Here is a 21,920-nt window from a genome sequence, read left to right as displayed (position 1 = left end):
GACCGGTACCAACGCCTCGCACCTCAGCACATGCCGGAGCGACTCGGTAAGCTCTCCGCCACGGCCGCCGACCCCTTTCTGACCGAGGATCTCCTGCGGGGGATCCAGGGGCACGGTGGAGTCGACCTGGCGAAGGTCGTCGAACCATTGTCGGAGGACGATCCCCGCTGGAAGGTGGAACCGCTGCGGGGGCTGATCGAGGACGCTCCTTACAGGGGCACGGAGAACCGGACCGCGGCCGACGCGTGGCTGGCCCCCCGACTTCATGCCGCGCTCCGTATCAGTCGGCGGGAGGCCGCCGACCAGCGGATCTGGAATCACCTGGCAGTGGGCGTCGCCCCGGACTACGTGGCGTGGCGGCACATGGGCGCGCCCACGGCGAAGAGTCCCGAGCCTCGCATAAGCCCGGCCCGATTCAAGGGCGTCGCCGACCGCCAGTGTTTCTCGCGTCTGTGGTGGGCGGCCGAACTGTTCCGTAACGGTCCGGACTACTCGCCGGTAAAGGTCGCCTGTTCCAACCAGGACCTGATCCACACCGTCCTGCGCGTGTCCCTCATCGACCACCGGCCTACAGCCCAGGCGCTGGTCCGGCTCCTCCAGAAGGGGATCGCCACCACCGGCCGGGAGATCAACGGCCTGATGGCAGCGATCAACACCGCCGGTGCCACCCTCGTCTACGACGCCATGGCCGAGGATGAGCCGAGAGATCCCGACGATCTGCGGCGCTGGATCGCCGAGGCCGAGAACGCCCCTCCGGTGGCCCGCCACGATCCGCCGAGCGGCCCCGACGAAGATCCTGTGCCCGAGGCGTCGATCGAGAAGCTGACGGACTACTTCGCGGAACTCTTCGAGACGGCCCCCGTCAGGGGGAAGACCCCCCAGGCATGATCCGCGGGGCTCACCCGGCGGTGTGCGGGTGAGTCTCCAGATCCTTGCGTCGGCGGACCTTCACCGGTTCGCTCGGAGGACGCCAGTTCTCGAGCTTCGCAATGGCCTGCTCCAGCCTGGCATCGGCCTCCTTCTCGCTCAACTCCGGTTCGAGCACATGCCGGAGTACATGCAGGGCGAGCCGGGGCGGCACCGCGTTACCGATCTGTTGGGATCGGTCGCCGCCCCGCCAGGGGTACGCGACGGGAAACGTCTGGAGCACCCCGGCCTCGGCGAGTTCGAAACGGCTGAACTCAGGGAGGTCCGTGTCCGTCCCCTTGTGCACGAGCCGGTTGCGGGACACCTTCCCGGTGACCGTCGAGGACGGCACGTCGTGGTCCCGACGCCCGCGCGCGCCAGGGTCGCCACCGGTGCCGTAGTTCGAGACCACGGTGAAGGCGGGGCGGTCCGGCAGGTTCAGGTCCGGTGCGATGTCCCGAACCTTCTTCAGGGCGGCCTCAATGGACACCCAGGAGTCCTTCGGCTTTTCCTTGCTATTGCCGACGGTCTTCTCGTCGATGTCCCAGAGCAGCCCGTCCGCGGGATCAGCGCCCCGGGCGGCAGCGGGAACGCCGCCGGGCCGATAGCGCTCGTGGGTCTCCTCCAGCTCCGGGATGTCGGTCTTTCCGAACCTGGCCATGAGCACGGCACGCCGGCGGGTCTGCGGAACGCCGAATGCCTCGGTGTGCATCAGCTGTCTACGGGTCCGGTAACCGAGGGTGGCCAGCACCTTCTCGTACTCTTCCCACACCCGCATCACAGCGGGCACCTGTTCCAGCACGACGGCCTCGTATGGCACCAGTCCCGGGCGGCGACTTCGTTCGATCACCCACCACAGCGGTTGGAGAACGAGCCCGGTGCGTTCGTCGCCCAGCTCCTCCAACCTGACTCGATGCGCGTCGAGGGCCTTCTCCAGTGAGACGAGAGTGTCGAAGAGCGTCTTGAGGTCGGCGTCCCGACGGACGAGGTGAAGCGGCGCCTCCGGCGTCTTCAAGGCGATCTTGATCTCCACGGCCGAGCAGCCGTGCTCGGCGAGGTTCTTTCTGGCTGCCTTGCGGGTGACCGAGCGGACCGCCTCGACCTCACGCTTCGCGGCTTTGACCGTTTCCGCCTCGGCTGCCCTGTGCTGCAGTTCCTCGGAGATCCTGCGCCAGGTACGGAAGACCTCACGCCAAGGCGTCGACTCCGAGCGCACGGCGTCGTGCAGCCGTGCGATGTACTCCAAGACGTCGTCCAAGGCCCTGCGGCCAGCGCCGTGGCCGGCGACGGTGAACGTCTGACAGGGCGGCCCACCGGTCAGCACCTGGGCGTGCGGGAAGTGGGCGGCGCGGAACTCCCTCACGTCGCCGGCGAAGGTGTCCATTCCCGCCGCCGCACGGGTCTCGCAGGCATCCTCGTCCCACTCGATCCCGGTGACGTGATGACCGAGGACATCCGCCGCCACATCCAGACCTCCAGGCCCTGCGAAAAGATCCACGATGCGGAAAATCGCAGGTGAGGAGGGTGTGTGCTTGGCGTGGCTCATGTGCGAGAAGTGTAGCCGGCTGTCAGGTGTGCCATTGCCCACGGGCTACTCCCCGCCCGAGGACCGCAGCGCGGTCGCTATCGCCACGCCGAGTGCCCTGCCGACCGGCGGAGGGGTGGCATGGCCGATCTGCCGGTATCGGGCGGTCTTCTGTCCCGTGATCTGCCAATCCGGGGGGAACGCCTGGACGACGGCGGCCTGGTCCACCGTGATTTTCGGCATGTGTGCCACATCGTCCGAGCGGGGCCATACGTAGTCCGGTCCCGGCACCTCGTCGGCGAACGCGTTCCCGTTGATCCCCATGCGCGCCCAGGCACGCTTCGTGCCCGTCGGACCGACGTCGGCACCGCCCCGGTTGTCCGAGCCGCCGACGAGCGTCGGAGCCACGGCACTCGCCTGATCCGCCCAGGCATCGGCCTCCGTCCAGCCCCGCGCCGCCATGGACTTCCGTAGCGCCTCTCCGACCGGGACATGCGTGTCGACCGTCGGCCCGGGCGGCGTGAAGCCGTCGAACCAGGGCTCTTTGAGCGCCACCAGGACGCCCTGCTCACGGTCCTGCGGCACACCGAAGTCCGCTGCGTTCAACACGAACCAGCGCAACCGGTAGCCGAGGTGGGCGAGTTCCTCCGAGACGAACCGGCGCACCTCCTCGTACGCGGGCGAGTGCACGAGTGCCGGCAGGTTCTCCAGGAGCAGCGCGCGCGGTTGGATTCCGTGGACGAGGTACACCGCGGCTCGCAGGAGGTGCAGCTCGGGCTCGCTGTCCGAGCGTCCCACGGCAGCGGAGGACCGCACTCGCGGTAGACCGGCCGAGAGCAGATCGACGTCCAGACTCTCCCGGTGTTCGTCCGGCACGAAGTCGATCAGATCCTCGCGGACGACGTTCCAGTGAGGGCGGTTGGCCAGGAGCGTCTCGCACGCCTGCTGCTTGTCGTCGAGGAGCAGCGTCGGCGTGAAGCCCGCGCTCTCCAGGCCCGACGCCAACCCGCCCGCACCGGAGCAGACGTCCACGAACGTGAGTCTGTCAGTCAACCGTCTTTCCCCCTCGGCTCGTTCGCCGATTATCCTCCCCCACCTCCCGCCTGAGGACGGCACTCTCCCGCATCTCGCGTCTCCTGCGGTCGACCGTGGTGCGCACCGTGTGGGCGACTTCCTCCGGCCGCGTGTGCTCCCAGAACCTCAACACCGTCCACCCTTGAGCGGTCAGGTGCTCGGTCGTCTCCCGGTCCCGCGCCATGTTGCGTTCCAGCTTGGTCCGCCACCACTCCGCGTTCGACTTGGGGTGGGTGGCGTGCTGCGGACAGCCGTGCCAGAAGCAGCCGTCGATGAGGACCGCCACCTGGGCCCGGGGGAACGCCACATCGATCCGTCGTCGTGGCATTCCAGGGACGGGGTACTCCACGCGGTAGCGCATACCCTCCGCGTGCAGCAGCCGTCGCACGGCCAGCTCGACACCGGTGTCCTTGCTCGGCTGCCTGCTCATGCGGGCTGAGACGCCGGGAGAAGAGGGCGTAACGCTGTTCACTGTCGTCACGCCTCACGAATGCATGGGGTCACGGTCGATGATCGTCCTGAACGGGGCTCCCGCCACCGGCTCCTCCCGTGGGCGGGCGTTGCGGGCCGAGAGTCCCCGGAGCGCCACGGTGCCGGTCTCAGGCCCCTGATGTGCCGTGACACGTTGCATAGCTGTTTCCCGACCCGCACCAGCATCCCGCCCCCCGCTCCGGCGGCCATACCGCGGCCCGGCCCCGGGCTGCCAAGGTCGTCGCGTACTGGGGGAGCAGGTTCGCGTCCCCCGGAGATGAGGCCTCCGAGGCTGCGAAGGCCTCGTAGGAGGGGACCGTGCCGGTCACGATGCCGAGGTTGGGCGTGCCGGAGGCGGCGAGTTCGCGCAGGGACGCCTCTATGGTCGCCAGGTGCTCCTCGTGCGAGGGGTATTCGTCCGACAGCGTCGGGTACGCCCCGAGCAGCTCTGCCAGCTCTCCCGTGGGCCAGTGCAGGACCGCGACCGGGAACGGGCGGGACAGTTCCTCCCGGTACGCGCCGAGTTCGGCGCGGAGGCGGGAGATCTCGGCCTGCAGCTCGGCCGGGTTGTCCGAGCCGAGGGACCACACGCGCTTGGGGTCGTGGAGTTCGTCCAGGGGGACGGGGGAGGAGTGGAGGGTGTCGGCCAGCACGTCCCAGTCGTCGTGGGCGGCTCCCAGCATGCGGCGTACCCGGTGGCGGCCGAAGAGCAGCGGGTGGGAGGCGTGCGGCGGGGGTTCCGGGACGTCCGCCAGGAGCAGGGTGACGCCCTCGGTGAACGTCTTGTGCGCCTCCTCCAGCTCGTCGTGGGCCTCCAGCGACTCGGCGACGATGACCCAGGGGGCCGGGTCGCGGGGGGCGGTGGCGCGGATGCCGTCGATGATCGCCCGGGCCTCGGCCTCGTGACCGTACTCCCACAGGTTGGAGGCCTTCAGGGCGCGGATCAGGTGGGGGCTCTCCAGGGTTGCCGCCTCCTGTCCGTCCGAGGGGGACAGGAGGCGGTCGTACAGGGTCGTCGCGGCGGGGCGGTCGCCGGCCAGTTCCAGGTGGGCCGCGGCCTGCAGCAGCAGGGCTTCGGCGTCCTCGGGATACAGGCCGGCGGTCCGCTCCAGGCGTGCCGCTTCGGCGGTGTGGTCGACGTTCTCGGCAGGCGTGTCGGGGCGCATGGGTGACACGGTAGCGCCGCCCGCCGACAAAGGAGAGATACCTGCTGGCCAGCGACCACATCGCCGCCCCGCCCACCCGGAATCCGCGCCGGACGTCCTAGATCGTCACCCCGTCCACCTGAAGGGTCTGCACCGCGCCCGCCGCGAACGGGACGCTGATCGACTTGCCGCTCAGGTGCGTGTCCGAGTGGGCTGCGTAGAGGTCGCCGGAACCGTTGGTCACCGTGTTCCAGCGGGGGACCAGCCCCCCCGATCCGCCGCTCACCGTGGTGAAGCGGGAGAGGTCGAAGGTGAGGGTCTGGGCCGACGACGACGTGTTCGCCGCGACGATCACCAGGCGCTTCGCCGTCTTGTCGATGGCCGCCGCCGCGTAACTCACGCCCGTGTCGAGGACCGTCATGCCGGGCCGGATGTGACGGCTGAACTGGGCCATCACGTAGTACTTCGTGGTGACCGCGCCGGCCGCCAGCGTGTCGGGGTCGTACCGGATCATCGCCCAGCCCGCCGACGGGTCCATGACCTGCCAGTAGACCCACGCCGTCGGGTGCAGCCAGCGGAAGTCGTAGAGCAGGTTGCTCGCCATCGTGAGACCGGTGCCGTCCTTGTCACCGGTCTCGGAGTTCCACAGCGCCTTCTTGCCCGTCGTCACGACGTCCGTGTACAGCAGGTCACGGCGGCCGCCGGAGCCCTGGTAGCCGTGGACGTTGACCCGGTTCACGTACCCCTTCGTCGTCGCGGAGAAGGAGTTCCAGGTGGTGCGGGAGAGGTCGTAGCTCGTCTCGTCGGAGGCGGAGATCTTCGTCGCGGTCAGTCCGCGCTTGTCCAGCTCGCTGCGCATGTACGGGAGCACGGCCGCCTGCACGGCCGCGTCCATGTGGCAGCCCTCCTGCGTCCCGGTCGCCGTCCACCAGGACGAGGACGGCTCGTTGAAGGGGCCTACCGTCGCGAAGTTCACGCCCCAGTTGTTCTTCGCGCGCAGGGCCACCGCCGCGAGGTGGGAGGCGTGCTGGCGGTAGTTCCAGGACTGGAGGTTGTTGCCGCCGCCCGACGCGCCGGACGGGTTGTGGTTCAGACACATCCACCACATGGGGGAGTTGGCGAACAGCTCGGTCGTCGCGCCGCGCGACACGGCCTTCTGCAGCATCGCGCGCTGGGTGGCGTCCGCCGTCCAGTCCCAGGCCGAGGACGTCGGGTCCTCGTTGTTCCAGTCCTGCCAGTAGCCCTCGATCTGCTTGAACCCGGGGATGTTGGGCGACTCCGCCATCGACGTGCTGCCCACGCTGTTCCAGCTGCACGCGCCCAGGTTGTAGCGGGCGATGTTGAGGCCGAGGCCGGGCAGGGTCTTACCGCTGTAGGACACCGACTTGGTCGTGAAGAAGATGTCGGCGAAGTCGTCGCGCGCGCCGAAGACGTTCGCCCACCAGGCCAGGGAGGTGCCCCAGCCCTCCCAAGTGCCGTAGGTCGTCGAGGGGTTGACGGCTATCGTGGAGTCGGCGCGGGCGGTGCCCGTCGCGAGCGCGCTTCCGAGGAGCGCGCCACCCGTGGCCGCCAGCAGTGTTCTGCGTCGGATCATGACTTCTCCGCTTCATGACAGCGATCGACCGCCGGTCGTCCCGCCGGCGTCGTCGGAATGCGTCAGTGCGATACGTGCGTGCACGCTCGTCTGCGTGCGGTGGAGCGGTGGTGCGTGCGTGCATGCCGGTGTGCGTGCGTGAAAGCGTCGGGTAAGTGGATGCGTGAGTTCCGCGTTGCTCGGTGCGTCACGAAGCATCGGGCGTGGTCCGTGGTGTTGTCGAGAGTTCTGGCAGCCCTTTCTCAAACCTGTGGAGAAAGGGGTGGAAGGGGTTCGAGGGGACGAACGGGCGAAGTGTGGACGGTCCGTTTATGTGCGGGTCTGGAGACCTTGTCCCCTTCCCTCTATCGTGCCCGCGTGCGGACATCCCCCGGACAGCGGACCCGCGTCGGCCGACGCGTCCTCCTCCGTCGGCGCGTCCCCGTCGTTCGGCACAGCACCCGGCGGCGGCGCGCCCGTTGCCGTCCAGCGCTGTGGACCGGTGCCGAACTCCTCGTCACCGCCGGGGTGCTGGTACTCCTCCTCGTCGTCCACCAGCTGTGGTGGACCAACCGGGAGGCGAAGGACGGCGCCGAGCGCAGGGTGGCGGCCCTGGAGCAGGAGTGGGGGAACGGCGAGGCGGACGATCCGCAGGGCGCCGCCGGTGACGGGGGCCCGGGCGCCGACACCGCCGCCGGCGACCCGCCCGGCGAGGGCGACGAGGGCGGCGCAGGCGCAGGAAGGCCCGACGGCCGTAGCGGCTCGTCGTCGGCGGGCGACGCGGGGAGCGGCGTCCCGCGCTCCTCCCAGGCGTACGCGGTCCTGCGCATTCCCCGGCTCGGCCTGCGGGTGCCGGTCGCCGAGGGAACCAGCAAGCAGAAGGTCCTCAACAAGGGGTACGCGGGGCACTACAGCGGCAGCCAGCAGCCGGGCCAGCAGGGCAACTTCGCGGTCGCCGGGCACCGCAACACGCACGGTGAGCCCTTCCGGTACCTCAACCGCCTGGGGAAGGGCGACAAGGTGGAGGTGGAGACCCGGGACGCCACCTACACCTACCGCGTCGACAAGGTCCTGCCGCAGACCTCACCTCGCGACGCGGGCGTCATCGGGCCCGTGCCCCGCTCCCTCACGAAGCCCGGCCTCGGCTACGGCGTCCCCGGCCGCTACCTCACCCTCACCACCTGCACGCCCGAGTACACCTCCCGGTACCGGCTGGTCGTCTGGGGCGTCCTGGTCGCCGCGCAGCCCCGGCCCCGCGGTTAGGACGACGCCGTCGCGCCGGGGCTCCCGGGGCTCCCGGGGTTCACGGCTCGCCCCGCGCTCCCCGCGTCCCCCGCGCTCCTTGCTCTCCCCGCGCTCCTTGCTCTCCCCGCGTCCCCGTCGCGCCCCGCAGATGACGAAGGTGACGCTGATCAGCAGCGCCCACGAGACCCACTTGGAGAGGGCGACGGGCTCCCAGCCGTCGAGCTGGTACGGGTAGGTCCAGGCGCCGAGGTAGGTGGCGATGTTCTCGGCGAGCCAGAGGAAGAAGCCGATCAGCGTGAAGGCGAGCGCCAGCGGCATCCGGTGCCGCAGCCTGCCGACGGTGAAGTGCGCCCACGTCCCCGCCGTGGCGGCCAGCAGCAGCGCGCCGAGCGGCAGCCGCAGGTCCGGCAGCCAGTGATGGCTCAGGAAGTTCACGTACAGGCCGACGGCGAGCACGGCGGTGGAACGGGCCCGGTAGCGGGTGAGCGACAGGTCGAGCAGCCGCCAGGACCGGCAGACGTAACTGCCGACGGCCGCGTACATGAAGCCGCCGTACAACGGCACTCCGGCGATCTTGGTGAGGCCGGGCTCGGGGTAGCTCCACGAACCCACCCGCACCTTCACCAGCTCGAACGCGAGCCCCAGGAGATGGCAGACGGCCACCACCGCGACCTCCCGCCGGGACTCCCAGCCCAGGAGCCACGCGACCGCGGTGAGCAGCACGCCGTACGCGAGGAGGAGGTCGTAGCGGGCCACCGGGAGGACCGGGAGCAGCCTGGAGACGGCCATGCCGCCGAGCAGCGCGACCGCGAAGGCGCAGCAGCGCGCCTGCACCCAGCCGAAGCGTGCCAGCTGACCGGCGAACGTCCTGACCCCGCGGGCCACTCTCCTGTGCATGCGGGGCCGGCCGTGCATGTGAGGCTGATCGTGCCTGTGGTGCAGGTTCTCCCTGTCGTCCCTGTCGTCCCTGCCGTGCCTGCCGTGCCTGTCGTGCAGGTGCATGGTCATGTAGAGCGGTCCGGCGGGGCGGGCGGTTGCGGACCGCGTCGCGGTGTACCGCCCCCCGGCCGCTACGCGCCCTCCTCCAGGGCCTCGCGGACGGCGGTCAGGACGGCGTCGGTGTCGGCGCCCAGGGCGCGGGCGGACGCCGTGAAGTCACGGGCCAGCGTGGCCAGTTGCTCGGGGTCGGGGCGGGCCGGGCGGGCCCGGGGCGCCGCCACCCGGGAGCCGGCGCCGCGCCGGGTGCGGATCAGCTCGGCGGCCTCCAGTTCGCGGTAGGCGCGGGCCACCGTCCCCGGCGCCAGACCCAGGTCGGCGGCGAGCTGGCGCACGGTCGGCAGCCGCTCGCCCTCCGTCAGCCGGCCGGTGACGATGAGGGCGGCGAGCTGGGACCGGATCTGGTCGTACGGGGGCACCTGGCTGGTGGTGTCGACGCGTACCGCGGGCTCACTCATCGCCGACGGCCCGGGGTGCGACGACGGTGAACAGGCACCAGCCCAGGGTGAACAGGGCGAGCAGCCCCAGGGGGTAGATGACCAGCGCGGTGACGTTGCCCAGCATGCCGGCGCAGGTCGTGTACGACAGCACCCGGCCGATCATGCCGAGGACGATCAGCAGCTGGCTGGAGACCAGCAGCCCCCAGGCCCCGGTGATCGCCCAACTGCGGTCGTGGCGCCGCAGGTTGTCGCCGGGTCGGTGCGCGATGCGGCGCAGCGCCCACACGCAGGCGGCGGTGCCGAGGGCGAGGGCGGCGAGTGCCGGGGCGGCGTAGTGGAGGCCGGGCCACGGGCCGAGGATCCGGGGTCTGCCGACGGCGCAGACGACGGTGAGGCCACGGCCGGCCCGGCCGTGGACGTCGGGGGAGGCCATGAGGGTCCCGATCGTCAGCAGGACGGTGATGCAGGCCGCCTCGAAGACCAGCAACGGCGCCATCCGGGGCGGTACGTGGTCCCGGACCCGGCGCGGGGCGAGGGCGGCGGTGCGGACCGCTTCCAGGGGAACCGGGGTGAGGGAGTCGCCGAGCAGGACCCCGCCGACGGCGCACAGTCCGAACGCGGTGACCGCGCTGAGGAAGCGCATGGCGAGGTCGTCGCTGTCCCAGGCGGCCAGCGGCTGCGCGACGACGACGCCCAGGGCCAGGCCGGCCCAGCGGGCGCAGAGGTCGGCGCGCGCCAGCAGTCTCTCGGGCGGGACGGTGTCGAGCATGGCGGACCCCCCGGTCGGGTACTTGTATCAACTGGTGGGTACAAGATGCCGGGAGCGGAATCTTGTGTCAAACCCCTGATACAAGTTGCCTCGTCGGCGTGACCTCGGCAGCGCGCTGAGGCCGTCGCGAGCGCCCACGCGGGTCGCGGAACCTTTGCCGCGTCCCGGACGTCCTCTTGGGGGCAGGGGAGGAGACGCATGCCGCACAACCGGTTCGCCGCGCGTCGCGCCGTCATGCCCTTCCTGCTCCTGCCCCTCCTCGTCCTCGACGTGTCGCTCCTCGACTCCGGCGGTCTCACGGCCGCCGTCGCCCTCGCCGCGACCGCCGCCGCCTCCTCCGCGCTGACGGTCTGCGCCGTCGTCGCCGCGCGCAGCGTGCCTCGCGTGCCGCCCACCCGGGTGCGCACGGCGATCAGGGACCGGGCCCGGCGCACGGCCTTCCTGCCGCAACGCGATCCCGACGCGTCCGGCCGGCCCCGCCCCCGAGCGCCCGGTCACGCCCTCCCGGCGACCGCCGCGTAGGGCCGAGTCCGACGTCGTCCGACCTTGTCCGACGTCGTCGTCCTCGTGGCCCCGCGCGGGTCGTCATGCCGCCAACCCCGTTGTCCCCGGCACGACGAGACCCCCGGAGGGCTCCTCACCCATGTCCGTTTTCGCCAGCCTGGTCGAGCACCTCGCCGACCTGCTCCACCCCCTGTTCGGCGCCGCCGCCGCGGCCGCCGCGATCGTCCTGTTCACCGCGCTCGTACGGCTCCTCGTCCATCCGCTGTCCCGCGCGACCGCCCGAGGGCAGAAGGCCCGCGCCGCCCTGCAACCGAGGATCGCCGAACTGCGCGGGAAGCACGCGAAGGACCCCGAACGGCTCCGGAAAGCCGTGCTGGAACTGCACGCCGAGGAAAAGGTGTCACCGCTCTCCGGCTGCCTGCCCAGCCTGCTCCAGGCGCCCGCGTTCCTCGTGCTCTACCACCTCTTCTCCAGCACCTCGATCGGCGGCGAGAGCAACGGGCTGCTCGACCACCGGCTGTTCGCCGCGCCCCTGGGCGACCGCTGGGCGGACGCGCTCACCGGGGGCGGACCGGTCGGCGGGGCCGGGCTGGTCTACCTCGCGCTGTTCGCCGTCGTGGCCGCGGTCGCCACCTTCAACTACCTGCGCGCCAAGCGGACGCCGCTGCCCGTGACCGGCGGTGGCGAGGACGTGCCCGGCTTCGGCGCCCTCACCAAGGTCATGCCGTTCATGTCGTTCCTCACCCTGATCACCGTGGCGGTCGTCCCGATGGCCGCCGCGCTGTACGTGATCACGTCCACCACGTGGAGCGCGGTCGAACGGGCCGTCCTGTACCGATGACCGTCCCCGCGTCCCCGCGTTCGTCCGGTGACTCCGGGACTCCGGTGACGACTTCGGTGACTTCGGTGACTTCGGTGGCTTCGGTGACGGTCCAGTACGTGAACCGGGTATTGCGGAGCGAACGCCGGGCTTGGACGATCGACCAGTCCTCCGATGGCTGCACCCGTCGGAGGACGATCCGCGATCCAGGGAGACGGTCATCATGAAGTTGCTGCGAGTCGGTGCGAAGGGCACGGAGCGTCCCGCGCTGCTCGACTCCGAGGGGGTCCTGCGGGACCTCTCCGCAGTCGTCCAGGACATCGACGGGGCGCTGCTCGCCGACGACGCGGCGCTCGGCCGGGTCCGGGCCGCCGCCGAATCCGGGGCGCTGCCGGCGCTGGACGCCGCCGGGCTGCGGATCGGACCGCCGCTGGCACGGATCGGCAAGATCGTGTGCATCGGGCTGAACTACCACGACCACGCCCGGGAGACCGGGACCGAGCCGCCCGCCGAGCCCGTGATCTTCTTCAAGGCGGCGGACACCGTCGTCGGGCCGCACGACACCGTGCTGATCCCGCGCGGGTCCGTCAAGACCGACTGGGAGGTGGAGCTGGCCGTCGTCGTCGGGCGCACGGCCCGCTACCTGAAGTCGGCCGAGGAGGGGCTCGCGCACGTCGCCGGGTACGCGGTGGCGCACGACGTGTCCGAGCGGGAGTTCCAGATCGAGCGCGGCGGGACCTGGGACAAGGGCAAGAACTGCGAGACGTTCAACCCGCTGGGCCCCTGGCTCGTCACGGCGGACGAGATCGCCGACCCGCAGGACCTCTCCCTCAGGCTCTGGGTCAACGGGGAGCTGAAGCAGGACGGCACCACGGCCGAGCAGATCTTCGCCGTCGGGGAGGTCGTGCGGTACGTCAGCCAGTTCATGACGCTGTACCCCGGGGACGTGATCAACACGGGGACGCCGGCCGGGGTGGCCCTCGGGGCGCCCGACCCGAAGCCGTTCCTGCGGGGCGGGGACGTGGTGGAACTCGAGATCTCGGGGCTGGGGCGGCAGCGGCAGGTGTTCGGCGACGCGTAGCGCTCCGCTGGGTCGGCCGGCGGACCACGGGGGCGGGGGACTCGTGGTGGGCGGGTGCGGGTCGGGAGTGGCTGGTCGCGCAGTTCCCCGCGCCCCCAAAGGGGGTTGCCCAGCCGCCCCCTTCGCCCCTGCCGTTCGTTACAGGTACTTCTCCAGGAACTGCTCCAGGGCCGCCACCACGAAGCGGTGGTCCTCGAGTTGGGGGAGGCCCGAGACCGTCACCGCGCCCACGACGCCCACGCCCTCCACGGTGACCGGGAAGGAGCCGCCGTGGGCCGCGTAGACATCCGGGTCGAGGCGGGAGGACTCCTCGAACGTCGTCCCCTTGGCGCGGAAGCGGGAGCCCACCAGGTACGACGAGGCGCCGAAGCGTTCCACCACCCGGCGCTTGCGGGCGATCCAGGCGTCGTTGTCGGGGGTCGAGCCGGGCAGGGCGGCGTGGAAGAGCTGCTGGCCCGACCGGTGGATGTCGACGGCCACCGGCGCCTGGCGCTCCCGGGCCAGCTCCACCAGCAGTGAGCCGAGCGCCCACGCGTCGTCGTGGGTGAACTGGCGGAAGACCAGCCGACGTTCCTGGGTCTGCAGCTCCTCCAGGGTCGGGGTGATCTCCGGGGTGAACTTCGGGGTGATCTCGTGGGTGCCCATTACAGCGTCACCGCCACCTTGTCTCGTGCCGAACGGCGGGCCGCCTCCAGGACGTCGAGGGCGGCGGCCGCCTCGACGGCGGTCACCGGGCCCGGGCCGCCGTCGATCAGTGCCTTGGTCACCGCAGCGTAGTAGGCCGGGTAGTCGCCGGGGAGGGTTTGCACAGGGCGTCCACCGCCGGTCAGCGGGGACTCTCCGGCGCCGACCCGGCCCCACAGCTCCTCCGGTTCCGTACCCCAGCCGGCCGAGCCGGTCGAGCTGCTCAGGCCGTCCGAGCCGCCGGGCCGCAGGCCCTCGCGCAGTGCGGCCTCCTGGGGGTCCAGGCCGTACTTCACGTACCCCGCCCGCGAGCCCAGCACCCTAAAGCGCGGGCCGAGTTGGGCGGTCGTCGCGGAGACGTGGAGGTGGGAGCGGACGCCGTTCGCGTGCGTGATCGCGATGAACGTGTCGTCGTCGGTCTCCGCGCCCGCCCGGCGGACGTCCGCCTCCGCGTACACGCGGACCGCCGGGCCGAAGAGCACCAGCGCCTGGTCGACGACATGACTGCCGAGGTCGTAGAGCAGACCTCCGATCTCTGCCGGGTCGCCGGACTCCCGCCAGCCGCCCTTCAGTTGCGGCCGCCACCGCTCGAACCGCGACTCGAAGCGCTGGACGTCGCCCAGCGCGCCCTCGTCCAGCAGTTTGCGCAGGGTCAGGAAGTCGTTGTCCCAGCGCCGGTTCTGGAAGACGGACAGGAGCAGCCCGCGCTCCTCGGCGAGGGCGGCCAGCGCACGGGCCTCGGCCGCCGTGCCCGCCACCGGCTTGTCGACGACGACCGGCAGACCGGCCTTGAGGGCGGCGGTCGCGAGCGGCACATGCGTCTTGTTCGGGGACGCGACGACGACCAGGTCCAGCTCGCCGGACCGGGCGAGGAGGTCGTCCGGGGCGGCGGCGAGGCGCACGTCCGGGAACTCGGCGCGGGCCTGCTCCTGCCGCTCCGGGTACGAGGTGACCACCGTGTCGAGCACAAGGCCCTCGGTGGCGGCGATCAGCGGGGCGTGGAAGACGGAGCCCGCGAGGCCGTACCCGATCAGGCCCACGCGCAGAGGAGTCCCGCCGGTCCCGCGGATCCCGTCAGTCCCGTCAGTCCCGTCAGTCCCGTCAGTCCCGTCAGTCCCGTCAGTCTTGCGTGCAGTCATGAGCACCACTTTCGCACCCCGCAGGCCGGCCCAGCTCCTCCTGGCCCCGCTGTTCGGCCGGGAGTCCGGCTGAACCGGAGTCGAACCGGAGTTGAACCGCAGGGGCCGACCGGCGGGCGAGCCCGGTACGCCGAACGAGGGGGAACCGAAGGGCGAACGAGGGAGATGCGTACGGCCGTGCGGTGTGGCGGGGCGGTCCGGTCGGATCATCGTGCAAGCTCACGTGTTCATGCGACTGTGCCCGCCTGTCTTCCTCTGTCTCGCCGCGGCCGCCGCCCTCCTTCCCGCGCCCGCGTACGCGGAAGTCCCCGTGCCCGCGTACGCGGAAGCCGGACCGGGTTGTGCCGGGTCCGGCGCCGACGGCTTCCCGCTCACCACCCGTCTGCGCGGCGGTCCCGACTCCTACCGGCCCGGCGGCGGATTCGGCGCCTGGTACCTCGACCTCACCAACACCACCCGCCGCACCTGTGACGACGTCCACCCGGTCGTCGTCCTGGTCGACGAGGCGCACCTGCTGAAACCGGATCAGCCGCGCCTGGAGTTCTACGCCGGCGGACGGCAGCACCCGGTCCGCTTCGAGCTCACCGACGACGACGAGCTGGTCGGCGTCTTCGCCGACGAGCACCGGTCCGGCTCCGGCGGCTTCTCAGGGTTCCGGGTGGGCCCCGGCCGCACCCTCACGGTGAAGCTGCGGCTGGCCCTCGCCGCGGGCACCGCCCCGAACGTCGTCACCGCCAACGCGGCGGTCGTCCAGCGGCACGGTGACGACGGCGACTGGGTCGGGCAGTCGAACGACTACCGCTTCACCGTGGGGACCGCCCCCGGCACCCCACCCGAAACGGAACCCGGACGCGACACCGGACCGGGCACCGAACCCGGTGCCGACACCGGACCGGGCACCGAACCCGGGACCGGGAAGGCCGAGCCGGGCTCCGGTTCGGCCGCCCCGCAGACCGCGCCGCCCGTCACGCCCTCCCCCCGCCCCTCCGCCGCCGAAACCGGGGCGCTCTCCCTCGCCGATGAGGCCGCCGAGCTGGCCCGCACAGGCCTGTCCTCACCCGCCGCCCTCGGCGTCGTCGGCTGCGGCTTCCTGATCGTCGGCGCGGCCCTGTTGCTGGCCCGCCGACGACGCTGACGTCGCGGGGCGCGTCCCAGCAGGTGGACGGCCCGGAAGCGGCCATTCCCCAAGATCGGCCCTGTGATTAGGGTGGGGCGCACGCAGCGACTGCGTCCTCGCGCACGGCAGGGAGATCCCGCACATGGCAGACCGCAAGCCCATCGAGTCATGGCTCACCGACATGGACGGTGTGCTCATCCACGAGGGCGTGCCGATCCCCGGCGCCGACGCCTTCCTGAAGAAGCTGCGGGAGTCCGGCAAGCCCTTCCTCGTCCTGACCAACAACTCGATCTACACCCCGCGCGACCTGCACGCCCGGCTGCGCCGGATGGGCCTGGACGTGCCGATCGACAACATCTGGACCTCCGCGCTGGCCACCGCCCAGTTCCTCGGCGACCAGCGGCCCGAGGGCACGGCGTACGTCATCGGCGAGGCGGGCCTGACCACCGCGCTGCACGACATCGGTTACGTCCTCACCGACCACGAGCCCGACTACGTCGTCCTCGGCGAGACCCGCACCTACTCCTTCGAGGCGATGACGAAGGCGGTCCGCCTCATCAACGACGGCGCGCGTTTCATCTGCACCAACCCGGACGAGACCGGCCCCTCCGCCGAGGGCGCGCTGCCCGCCACGGGTGCCGTCGCCGCGCTGATCACCAAGGCGACCGGCAAGAACCCGTACTTCGCGGGCAAGCCGAATCCGCTGATGATGCGCACCGGGCTGAACGCCATCGGCGCCCACTCCGAGACCAGCGCGATGATCGGCGACCGCATGGACACCGACGTGCTGGCCGGGATGGAGGCCGGCATGCAGACGTTCCTGGTGCTCACCGGCCTGACCAGGCCCGAGCAGGTCGAGGATTTCCCGTACCGGCCGTCGAAGATCGTGGACTCCATCGCGGACCTCGTCGACCGGATCTGAACCCGCGGCATCGACCGGACCCGAGACGCGCGGCCCCGACGGGACCCGAAACGCGCCCTAGGGCATCCGAAACGCGCGGCGCGGACGGGATCCGAAACCCGCGGGGCCGTGCCTGCCACCCGTGCGGAGCAGGGAAACCCCGCCAGGGGATGCGTCCGGCGGCCCGGCGGGGGACCCTCCAGAGAGCTGGAGGTTCACGATGAGTTCACTGAAGGTCGCTCTCTGTTCGGGCGCCGCGGCAGCTGTCGCGGTGCTCGTCCCCGCCGTGCTCGTCCCCATGGCGTACGCCCCCACGGCCCACGCCTCGGGTGACGGCACCGTCTCGGTCACCCCGTCCAAGCCCTCGCCCGGCGCCGACATCACACTGAAGGTCACGGGCTGCGCCGGCCGCACGGCCACCGCGACCTCGGACGCCTTCGTCTCGGACGCGCGGCTCAGCGGTTCCGGCGGTTCGCTCGCCGGCGACACGCGGGTCCGCTCCTCCGTCGCGGTCGGCGGCTACGACGTGCGGATCACCTGCGTCGACTTCACGGTCAAGGGCCGGATCAGCGTCGTCGCCCCGTCGCCCGCCGATCCGTCGCGGCCGCGGGAGTCGCCCGGGCATGCGGTGCTGGACGAGCCGACGGTCGCCGCCTCTCCCGTCGCCCCGGTCCGCGCGGGCGGCGGCGGGACGGCTCCGCTCGCCTCCGTGGAGGAGGCCCGGGTGGACGGTCCCGGCGCGGTGCAGGCGATCATCGGGCTGGTGCTGGCGGGCGTCGCCGTGGCCGCCGTCGTCTTCCGCGGCGTGCGGCGGAGACGCAGGACGGACTGAGCCGTGTCCGACCGCGAACGTGACCGCGACCGGGACCGCGACCGCCATCGAGATCATGACCGCGACCGTGAGCGCGGGCGTGCTTCCGGCCGCGTGCTGACCGGTCTGGCCTGGGCGGTGCTGCTGCTCGGGCTGTGGTTGTGGGGGCGCGAGGTGACCGAGGTGCGGCCCGGCGGATCCGTCCCCGCCGCCAGCGACATGGCCGCGGCCGGCCGGCCGCCGGTCCCGCTCCCACCGGCCGCAGCGCCGTTGGGACAGGCGCTGCCGCGCCGCGTCGACATCCCCGTGCTGGGCGTGCAGGCCCCGGTCGTCGCCCGCGGCCTCGACGGGAACGGGGCCGTCGACCCGCCGCCCTTCGACCAGGCGGGCGTCGTCGGCTGGTACGCCGGCGGCGCGAAACCCGGTGCGCGGGGCGCCGCCCTGCTGGTGGGGCACGTCGACACCGAGACCCGGCCCGCCGTCTTCTACAAGCTGAGCACGCTCAGGGGCGGCGAGAAGGTTCGCGTGGTCCGGGACGACGGGAAGGTCGCCGAGTTCACCGTCGACGACGTCGAGGTCGTCCGGCGCGACCGCTTCGACGCCCGGCTGGCCTACGGCGTCCGCCGGGCGGGCCGCGCCGAACTGCGCCTCGTCACCTGTGGCGGCGTCTTCGACCGGGCCAGCCACAGCTACACGGCCAACGTGATCGTGTCGGCGTACCTGACCGGCACGAGCGCGTGACGTCTCTGCTCTTGCCGTTGCTGTTGCCGTGAACGGACGAAGGCCCCTCGCTCGCGCGAGAGGCCTTCGTCGTCTGTGCGCCGCCAGGGACTCGAACCCCGGACCCGCTGATTAAGAGTCAGCTGCTCTAACCAACTGAGCTAGCGGCGCTTGCACTGACGTCGTAACTCTACAGGACCGGAGAGGGTGTTTTTGACCGTCCAGGGCCCCGGGCCGACGGGTCGGGAGAGTGCCGCGCACATCGCCGCTTACGTCATTCGGACCGTCAGCATGCGCGTCGACAAGACAGTTGCGAAACTGGCGAATGTGAGCAGTCGCGGACATTTCCAGCTGAGGTGTGAGGGGAATCGCATGGAGCCTCCGGTGTTCGAGGAATTCGATCCCGAGAGCGACTGCGACTGCCCCGGGTGTGCGGCACACCGACGGGTGCCCCGGAATTCCCCGTCCGGCCCGTTCAACGGCTTCCCGTCCGCTCACCGCGCCCTGGTCGTGGCCGCCGCGACGGCCGCGACGGCCGCGACGGCCGCGACGACGGTGACGGTCGCGGCGCCCGCCGCCGCAGCTCCGCAGACCCCCGACCGTCCCGGCGTTCCCGCAGGTGACGAGCCCAAGACGCCTCAGGGGGTGAGGACCCCACTGTACGGTCCCGCGGGGCAGCCGGCGCGTCCCGACGGGGTGGCGGAACCGGTCATAACGCCTCCGACGACCCGCGCCGACATCATCAGACGGGCCAAGGAATGGGTTTCGGCGCAGGTGCCGTACAGCATGCGCGCCTACTGGTCTGACGGATACCGGCAGGACTGCTCCGGCTTCGTCTCCATGGCCTGGGGTCTGCCCCGGAACGAGTGGACGAGCAGTCTTCACCAGTACGGGACGAGGATTTCCAAGGAGGAACTCCAGCCCGGCGACATTCTGCTGTTCCACAATCCGTCCGACCCCGAGAAAGGCTCGCACGTCGTCCTCTTCGGCGGCTGGACGGACTACACGCACAGTAACTACATCGTGTACGAGCAGACCCGTCCCGCCGCTCGCAGCCAGGCCACTCCTTACGCCTACTGGAGCCATTCCGACCGCTACATCCCCTATCGCTACAAGGGCCTCGGTCAGGCAGGGCAGGACGCGAAGGCAGGGCAGGACGCGAAGGGCGGGCGGGACGCGAAGGGCGCCGGGGAGCAGTCCGGCGCCATGAGCGGGAACCCGGGCGCGAACGCGGGCCCGAACACGGGCGAAGGCGGGGACAAGCCCGGCGGGCGACAGGCCGCGCTGCCGGCGTTCCCGGGACGGGCGGCGTTCGGACCCGGCGCGGTCGACAAGCACATCACCCTGCTCGGCCGGCTCCTCGTCGAGCGCGGCGCCGAGCGCTTCTACGCGTCCGGACCCGGCCCGCGCTGGACGGCCGCCGACGGCAGGGCCACCCGGGCCTTCCAGCGGGCCCAGGGCTGGCGCGGCCCCGACGCCGACGGCCTGCCCGGCCCGCGGACCTGGGCACTGCTGGTCACCGGCAGGGGCAGGGACATCACGACCCGGCACGTCCCGCCGGTTCCGCACATCCCCCCGGTTCCGGGGCCACCCGCCGCTCACACCCCCTCGGCGCCGCGCGTCCCCGCCTATCCGGGCCGGGCCGTGTTCCGGCCCGGCGCGCAGGACGCGTATGTCACCGAGTTGGGGCGGCAGTTGGTGAAGAAGGGATTCGGCAGGTCCTACGCGACGGGCCCGGGACCGCGCTGGGGCGAGGCGGACCGGCGAGCGGTCGAGGCCTTCCAGCGCGCCCAGGGCTGGCGCGGCGGCGCGGCCGACGGCTACCCGGGCCCCGAGACCTGGCGGCGGCTCTTCTCGTAAACCGCCGCCCCCGCACGCCGTCCCCGGGCTCACCGTTCCCCGTACACCCTTCCCCCACACACCGTTCCCCGCACACCGTTCCCCCCACTGTCATGGCGTATCTGGCGCGGAGGCTGGAGGCACGCAATGCACACGACCACTTCTCCCACACCCGAGTCCGAGGGGCCGTCCAGGCCCGCGCGGCTCATCCAGAACGAGGCGACCACCGAGATCCCCGTCCACCTGCTGTTCCGCGACGAGCCCGAGCCGTGGCCGGTGCCGCTCGGACCCGCCGTGGTGGCCGGCCGGGCGGGCACCGGGGAGCAACCGAGGCTGCGCCGGCCGATGACGGCGAAGCCCCGCCCCGGACCGCAGCCGGACCCCGAGCTGGCGGAGCGGCCGGCCAGGGTGCTGCCCGGCGCCGTGGGAGTGCTCGCCGGGGTCTGCGGCGTGACCGGCTGTGTGGCCGCCTCGTGGTGGGCCGGGGTCCTACCTCCGCTCGCGGTGGCGGCGCTGCGGCTGCCGGGGATCGCCCGTGCGGGCCTCGGTCCGGCGCAGTGGGCGGCGTACGCGGGCGCGGGCACGCTCGCCCTGTTCGGCTTCGGCGGTCTCGCCCGCGGCCGGACCGGGCGTGCCTGGGTGCTCGGCCTGTTCGGCCGCTACCGGGGCACGGTGCGGCGCACCGGGCTGCTGTGGGTGAACCCGCTGCTGCTGCGCCGCCGGGTGGACGTGCGGCTGCGGCACTGGCGCAGCGAGCCGTTGTTCGCCGCCGACGGCAGCGGGGTCGCGCTGCGGGTGGTGGCCCTGGTGGTGTGGCGGGTGCGGGACACGGCGCGGGCCACGCTGGGGGTGGAGGACCACGAGACGTATCTGCGTGAGTGCGTCGAGGCGGCCCTGGCGCGGATCCCGGTGGAGACGCCGGGCGCGGGCCGGGGCTCGGTGGAGGCGGCGGGGGAGGCGCTGACCCGGCTGGTCGCGCGGGAGGCGGGGGTGGTCGGCATCGAGGTGTTCTCGGTGCAGCCGGTCCGGGTGGAGTACGCCCCCGAGGTCGCCGCCGCGATGCACCGCCGCCGGATCGCCGCGCTCGACGCCCAGCACCGGGCCACCGTGCTGACCTCGGTCGTCGACTCGGTGGAGGACACAGTGACCCGGCTGACCATGCGCGGGCTCGTGGAACTGGACGACTACGAGCGCAAGGCGCTGGTGAAGGACCTGACCGTCGCCTTCTGCGCGGGCCGGGAACAGTCGCCCTGACGGCCCCGTCGAACAAAACGGAACTGCGATCGCCCTGACGGCCCGTCGAACAGAACCCGCGACGGCTATGGACATGTTCAGCGCTCGCCCATAATCTCGAACTTGGTCTAGACCTGCATTGCTCGGCTCGGCTCAGCTCGTCTGGGATCAGCTCGGCTCGGCTCACTGAACTCCCCACGTTCTCCAGGAGCGGCAGCATGCGCAAAAAGACCAAGTGGTACGCCGCCGCGCTCGGGCTCACCACGGCGGGGGCCCTCGTGTTCACCGCCGGCGGCGCGAGCGGCCACGGCTACACCGACCTCCCCGTCAGCCGGCAGAAGCTCTGCCAGAACGGTTCCGTCACCGGCTGCGGCGACATCCAGTGGGAGCCGCAGAGCGTCGAGGGCCCGAAGGGCTTCCCGGGCTCGGGCCCGGCGGACGGCCGGATATGTTCCGGCGGCAACACCCGCTTCGCCCAGCTCGACCGTCCGCGGACGCCCTCGGGCGGGGCGTGGCCGGCCACCCGGGTGAACGGCGGCCGGAGCTACGCCTTCCGCTGGCAGTTCACCGCGATGCACGCCACGACCGGCTTCGCGTACTACGTCACCAGGCAGGGCTGGAACCAGAACCACCACCTGGCCCGCTCCGACCTCGACCTCACGCCGTTCCTGACCGTGCCCTACGGCGGTCAGCGGCCCCCGTCGACCCTCTCGCACAGCGGCACGCTGCCGTCCGGGCTCAGCGGACGGCACATGATCGTCGCCGTGTGGACGATCGCCGACACGGCCAACGCGTTCTACGCCTGCTCCGACGTCGCGTTCTGAGCGTCCGACCGGTTTTCCTGAGCATCGCTTGAGCTCCCCCGGGCCCGCGCACGGGTACGTTCCCTGCACGCCGGCAAGACCAGGCCGGCGTGGGGGAACATCT

At 71.8% G+C, this 21,920-nt stretch carries 21 protein-coding genes, 1 tRNA gene and 1 pseudogene; 12 read left to right on the top strand and 11 right to left on the bottom strand.

The features are described 5' to 3' along the window. The first annotated feature begins 30 nt into the window (after nucleotides 1-30). Nucleotides 31-888, top strand: a complete 858-nt coding sequence (locus tag QA802_RS16410) for a DUF6339 family protein (RefSeq protein WP_334534685.1) — start codon at nucleotides 31-33, stop codon at nucleotides 886-888. A gap of 10 nt (nucleotides 889-898) precedes the next feature. Here the strand turns inward: QA802_RS16410 and QA802_RS16405 are convergent, their stop codons facing one another. From QA802_RS16405 to QA802_RS16385, 5 genes are all read right to left on the bottom strand, one after another. Beyond that, complete coding sequence (locus QA802_RS16405) at nucleotides 899-2,452, bottom strand: DNA cytosine methyltransferase (protein WP_334522962.1); 1,554 nt, start codon at nucleotides 2,450-2,452, stop codon at nucleotides 899-901. Between the two features lie 45 nt (nucleotides 2,453-2,497). Continuing rightward, nucleotides 2,498-3,484, bottom strand: coding sequence for a DNA cytosine methyltransferase (locus QA802_RS16400; RefSeq protein WP_334522959.1), 987 nt, complete (start codon nucleotides 3,482-3,484; stop codon nucleotides 2,498-2,500). Further along, complete coding sequence (locus tag QA802_RS16395) at nucleotides 3,477-3,935, bottom strand: very short patch repair endonuclease (RefSeq protein ID WP_334522956.1); 459 nt, start codon at nucleotides 3,933-3,935, stop codon at nucleotides 3,477-3,479. The genes QA802_RS16400 and QA802_RS16395 overlap by 8 nt, the downstream gene beginning before the upstream one ends. A gap of 169 nt (nucleotides 3,936-4,104) precedes the next feature. Further along, entirely contained in the window at nucleotides 4,105-5,142 is a 1,038-nt protein-coding gene (locus QA802_RS16390) for an SEC-C domain-containing protein (RefSeq protein WP_334522953.1), read from the bottom strand. A 97-nt stretch (nucleotides 5,143-5,239) separates the two neighbouring features. Beyond that, a complete protein-coding gene (locus tag QA802_RS16385) occupies nucleotides 5,240-6,715 on the bottom strand; it encodes a glycoside hydrolase (RefSeq protein WP_334522950.1) in 1,476 nt (491 codons plus the stop codon). Nucleotides 6,716-7,072: 357 nt separating this feature from the next. Here QA802_RS16385 and QA802_RS16380 point away from each other — a divergent pair, with 357 nt between their 5' ends. Next, on the top strand, nucleotides 7,073-7,957 hold the full coding sequence (locus QA802_RS16380; RefSeq protein ID WP_334522947.1) for a class E sortase: 885 nt from the start codon (nucleotides 7,073-7,075) through the stop codon (nucleotides 7,955-7,957). A 195-nt stretch (nucleotides 7,958-8,152) separates the two neighbouring features. Here the strand turns inward: QA802_RS16380 and QA802_RS16375 are convergent. The 3 genes and pseudogenes from QA802_RS16375 to QA802_RS16365 form a co-directional block, all read right to left on the bottom strand. Beyond that, nucleotides 8,153-8,836, bottom strand: a pseudogene (locus tag QA802_RS16375) (DUF817 domain-containing protein); the annotation flags it as partial. Between the two features lie 173 nt (nucleotides 8,837-9,009). Then, nucleotides 9,010-9,393 carry a GntR family transcriptional regulator gene (locus QA802_RS16370; RefSeq protein WP_319168140.1) on the bottom strand — a complete coding sequence of 128 codons (384 nt, stop codon included), beginning with the start codon at nucleotides 9,391-9,393 and terminating at the stop codon, nucleotides 9,010-9,012. After that, nucleotides 9,386-10,144, bottom strand: a complete 759-nt coding sequence (locus tag QA802_RS16365; protein WP_334522943.1) for a hypothetical protein — start codon at nucleotides 10,142-10,144, stop codon at nucleotides 9,386-9,388. Before QA802_RS16365 ends, QA802_RS16370 begins: the two co-directional genes overlap by 8 nt. Nucleotides 10,145-10,342: 198 nt before the next feature. Here QA802_RS16365 and QA802_RS16360 point away from each other — a divergent pair, with 198 nt between their 5' ends. The 3 genes from QA802_RS16360 to QA802_RS16350 all read left to right on the top strand — a co-directional run bounded on the left by QA802_RS16360 (nucleotide 10,343) and on the right by QA802_RS16350 (nucleotide 12,549). Continuing rightward, nucleotides 10,343-10,666, top strand: coding sequence for a DUF6412 domain-containing protein (locus tag QA802_RS16360; RefSeq protein WP_334522940.1), 324 nt, complete (start codon nucleotides 10,343-10,345; stop codon nucleotides 10,664-10,666). 121 nt (nucleotides 10,667-10,787) lie between these two features. Continuing rightward, nucleotides 10,788-11,489, top strand: a complete 702-nt coding sequence (locus tag QA802_RS16355) for a YidC/Oxa1 family membrane protein insertase (RefSeq protein ID WP_334522937.1) — start codon at nucleotides 10,788-10,790, stop codon at nucleotides 11,487-11,489. Between the two features lie 202 nt (nucleotides 11,490-11,691). Then, complete coding sequence (locus QA802_RS16350) at nucleotides 11,692-12,549, top strand: fumarylacetoacetate hydrolase family protein (RefSeq protein WP_334522934.1); 858 nt, start codon at nucleotides 11,692-11,694, stop codon at nucleotides 12,547-12,549. Nucleotides 12,550-12,687: 138 nt separating this feature from the next. On the opposite strand, the gene QA802_RS16345 is transcribed toward QA802_RS16350, so the two are convergent. Together QA802_RS16345 and QA802_RS16340 are read right to left on the bottom strand one after the other, a co-directional pair. Continuing rightward, entirely contained in the window at nucleotides 12,688-13,194 is a 507-nt protein-coding gene (locus QA802_RS16345) for a heme-degrading domain-containing protein (protein WP_319168144.1), read from the bottom strand. Then, nucleotides 13,194-14,273, bottom strand: coding sequence for a Gfo/Idh/MocA family protein (locus QA802_RS16340; protein WP_443042126.1), 1,080 nt, complete (start codon nucleotides 14,271-14,273; stop codon nucleotides 13,194-13,196). The genes QA802_RS16345 and QA802_RS16340 overlap by 1 nt, the downstream gene beginning before the upstream one ends. A gap of 328 nt (nucleotides 14,274-14,601) precedes the next feature. Between QA802_RS16340 and QA802_RS16335 the strand changes: the two genes are divergently transcribed. The 4 genes from QA802_RS16335 to QA802_RS16320 all read left to right on the top strand — a co-directional run bounded on the left by QA802_RS16335 (nucleotide 14,602) and on the right by QA802_RS16320 (nucleotide 17,942). Beyond that, nucleotides 14,602-15,507 carry a hypothetical protein gene (locus QA802_RS16335; protein WP_443042281.1) on the top strand — a complete coding sequence of 302 codons (906 nt, stop codon included), beginning with the start codon at nucleotides 14,602-14,604 and terminating at the stop codon, nucleotides 15,505-15,507. Between the two features lie 124 nt (nucleotides 15,508-15,631). Continuing rightward, nucleotides 15,632-16,411, top strand: a complete 780-nt coding sequence (locus QA802_RS16330; protein ID WP_319168146.1) for an HAD-IIA family hydrolase — start codon at nucleotides 15,632-15,634, stop codon at nucleotides 16,409-16,411. 199 nt (nucleotides 16,412-16,610) lie between these two features. Beyond that, nucleotides 16,611-17,222: a hypothetical protein gene (locus QA802_RS16325; protein ID WP_334522927.1), complete on the top strand. Its 612-nt coding sequence runs from the start codon at nucleotides 16,611-16,613 to the stop codon at nucleotides 17,220-17,222. A gap of 93 nt (nucleotides 17,223-17,315) precedes the next feature. Continuing rightward, nucleotides 17,316-17,942, top strand: coding sequence for a class F sortase (locus QA802_RS16320; RefSeq protein WP_334534681.1), 627 nt, complete (start codon nucleotides 17,316-17,318; stop codon nucleotides 17,940-17,942). A 76-nt stretch (nucleotides 17,943-18,018) separates the two neighbouring features. Here the strand turns inward: QA802_RS16320 and QA802_RS16315 are convergent. Further along, a tRNA-Lys gene (locus QA802_RS16315) sits at nucleotides 18,019-18,092 on the bottom strand. A gap of 201 nt (nucleotides 18,093-18,293) precedes the next feature. Here QA802_RS16315 and QA802_RS16310 point away from each other — a divergent pair. The 3 genes from QA802_RS16310 to QA802_RS16300 all read left to right on the top strand — a co-directional run bounded on the left by QA802_RS16310 (nucleotide 18,294) and on the right by QA802_RS16300 (nucleotide 21,817). Continuing rightward, the gene (locus QA802_RS16310; protein ID WP_334522924.1) at nucleotides 18,294-19,781 is read left to right on the top strand and encodes a peptidoglycan-binding protein; all 1,488 of its coding nucleotides are present in this window, start codon (nucleotides 18,294-18,296) and stop codon (nucleotides 19,779-19,781) included. 126 nt (nucleotides 19,782-19,907) lie between these two features. After that, complete coding sequence (locus QA802_RS16305) at nucleotides 19,908-21,014, top strand: SPFH domain-containing protein (RefSeq protein ID WP_334522921.1); 1,107 nt, start codon at nucleotides 19,908-19,910, stop codon at nucleotides 21,012-21,014. A 197-nt stretch (nucleotides 21,015-21,211) separates the two neighbouring features. Continuing rightward, on the top strand, nucleotides 21,212-21,817 hold the full coding sequence (locus tag QA802_RS16300) for a lytic polysaccharide monooxygenase auxiliary activity family 9 protein (RefSeq protein WP_334522918.1): 606 nt from the start codon (nucleotides 21,212-21,214) through the stop codon (nucleotides 21,815-21,817). Nucleotides 21,818-21,920 lie beyond the last annotated feature (103 nt).

Source organism: Streptomyces sp. B21-105 (assembly GCF_036898465.1).
GTDB lineage: Bacteria > Actinomycetota > Actinomycetes > Streptomycetales > Streptomycetaceae > Streptomyces.
The sequence above is the reverse complement of the archived record's forward strand: the minus strand, read 5'-3'. Positions and strand labels throughout refer to the sequence as shown.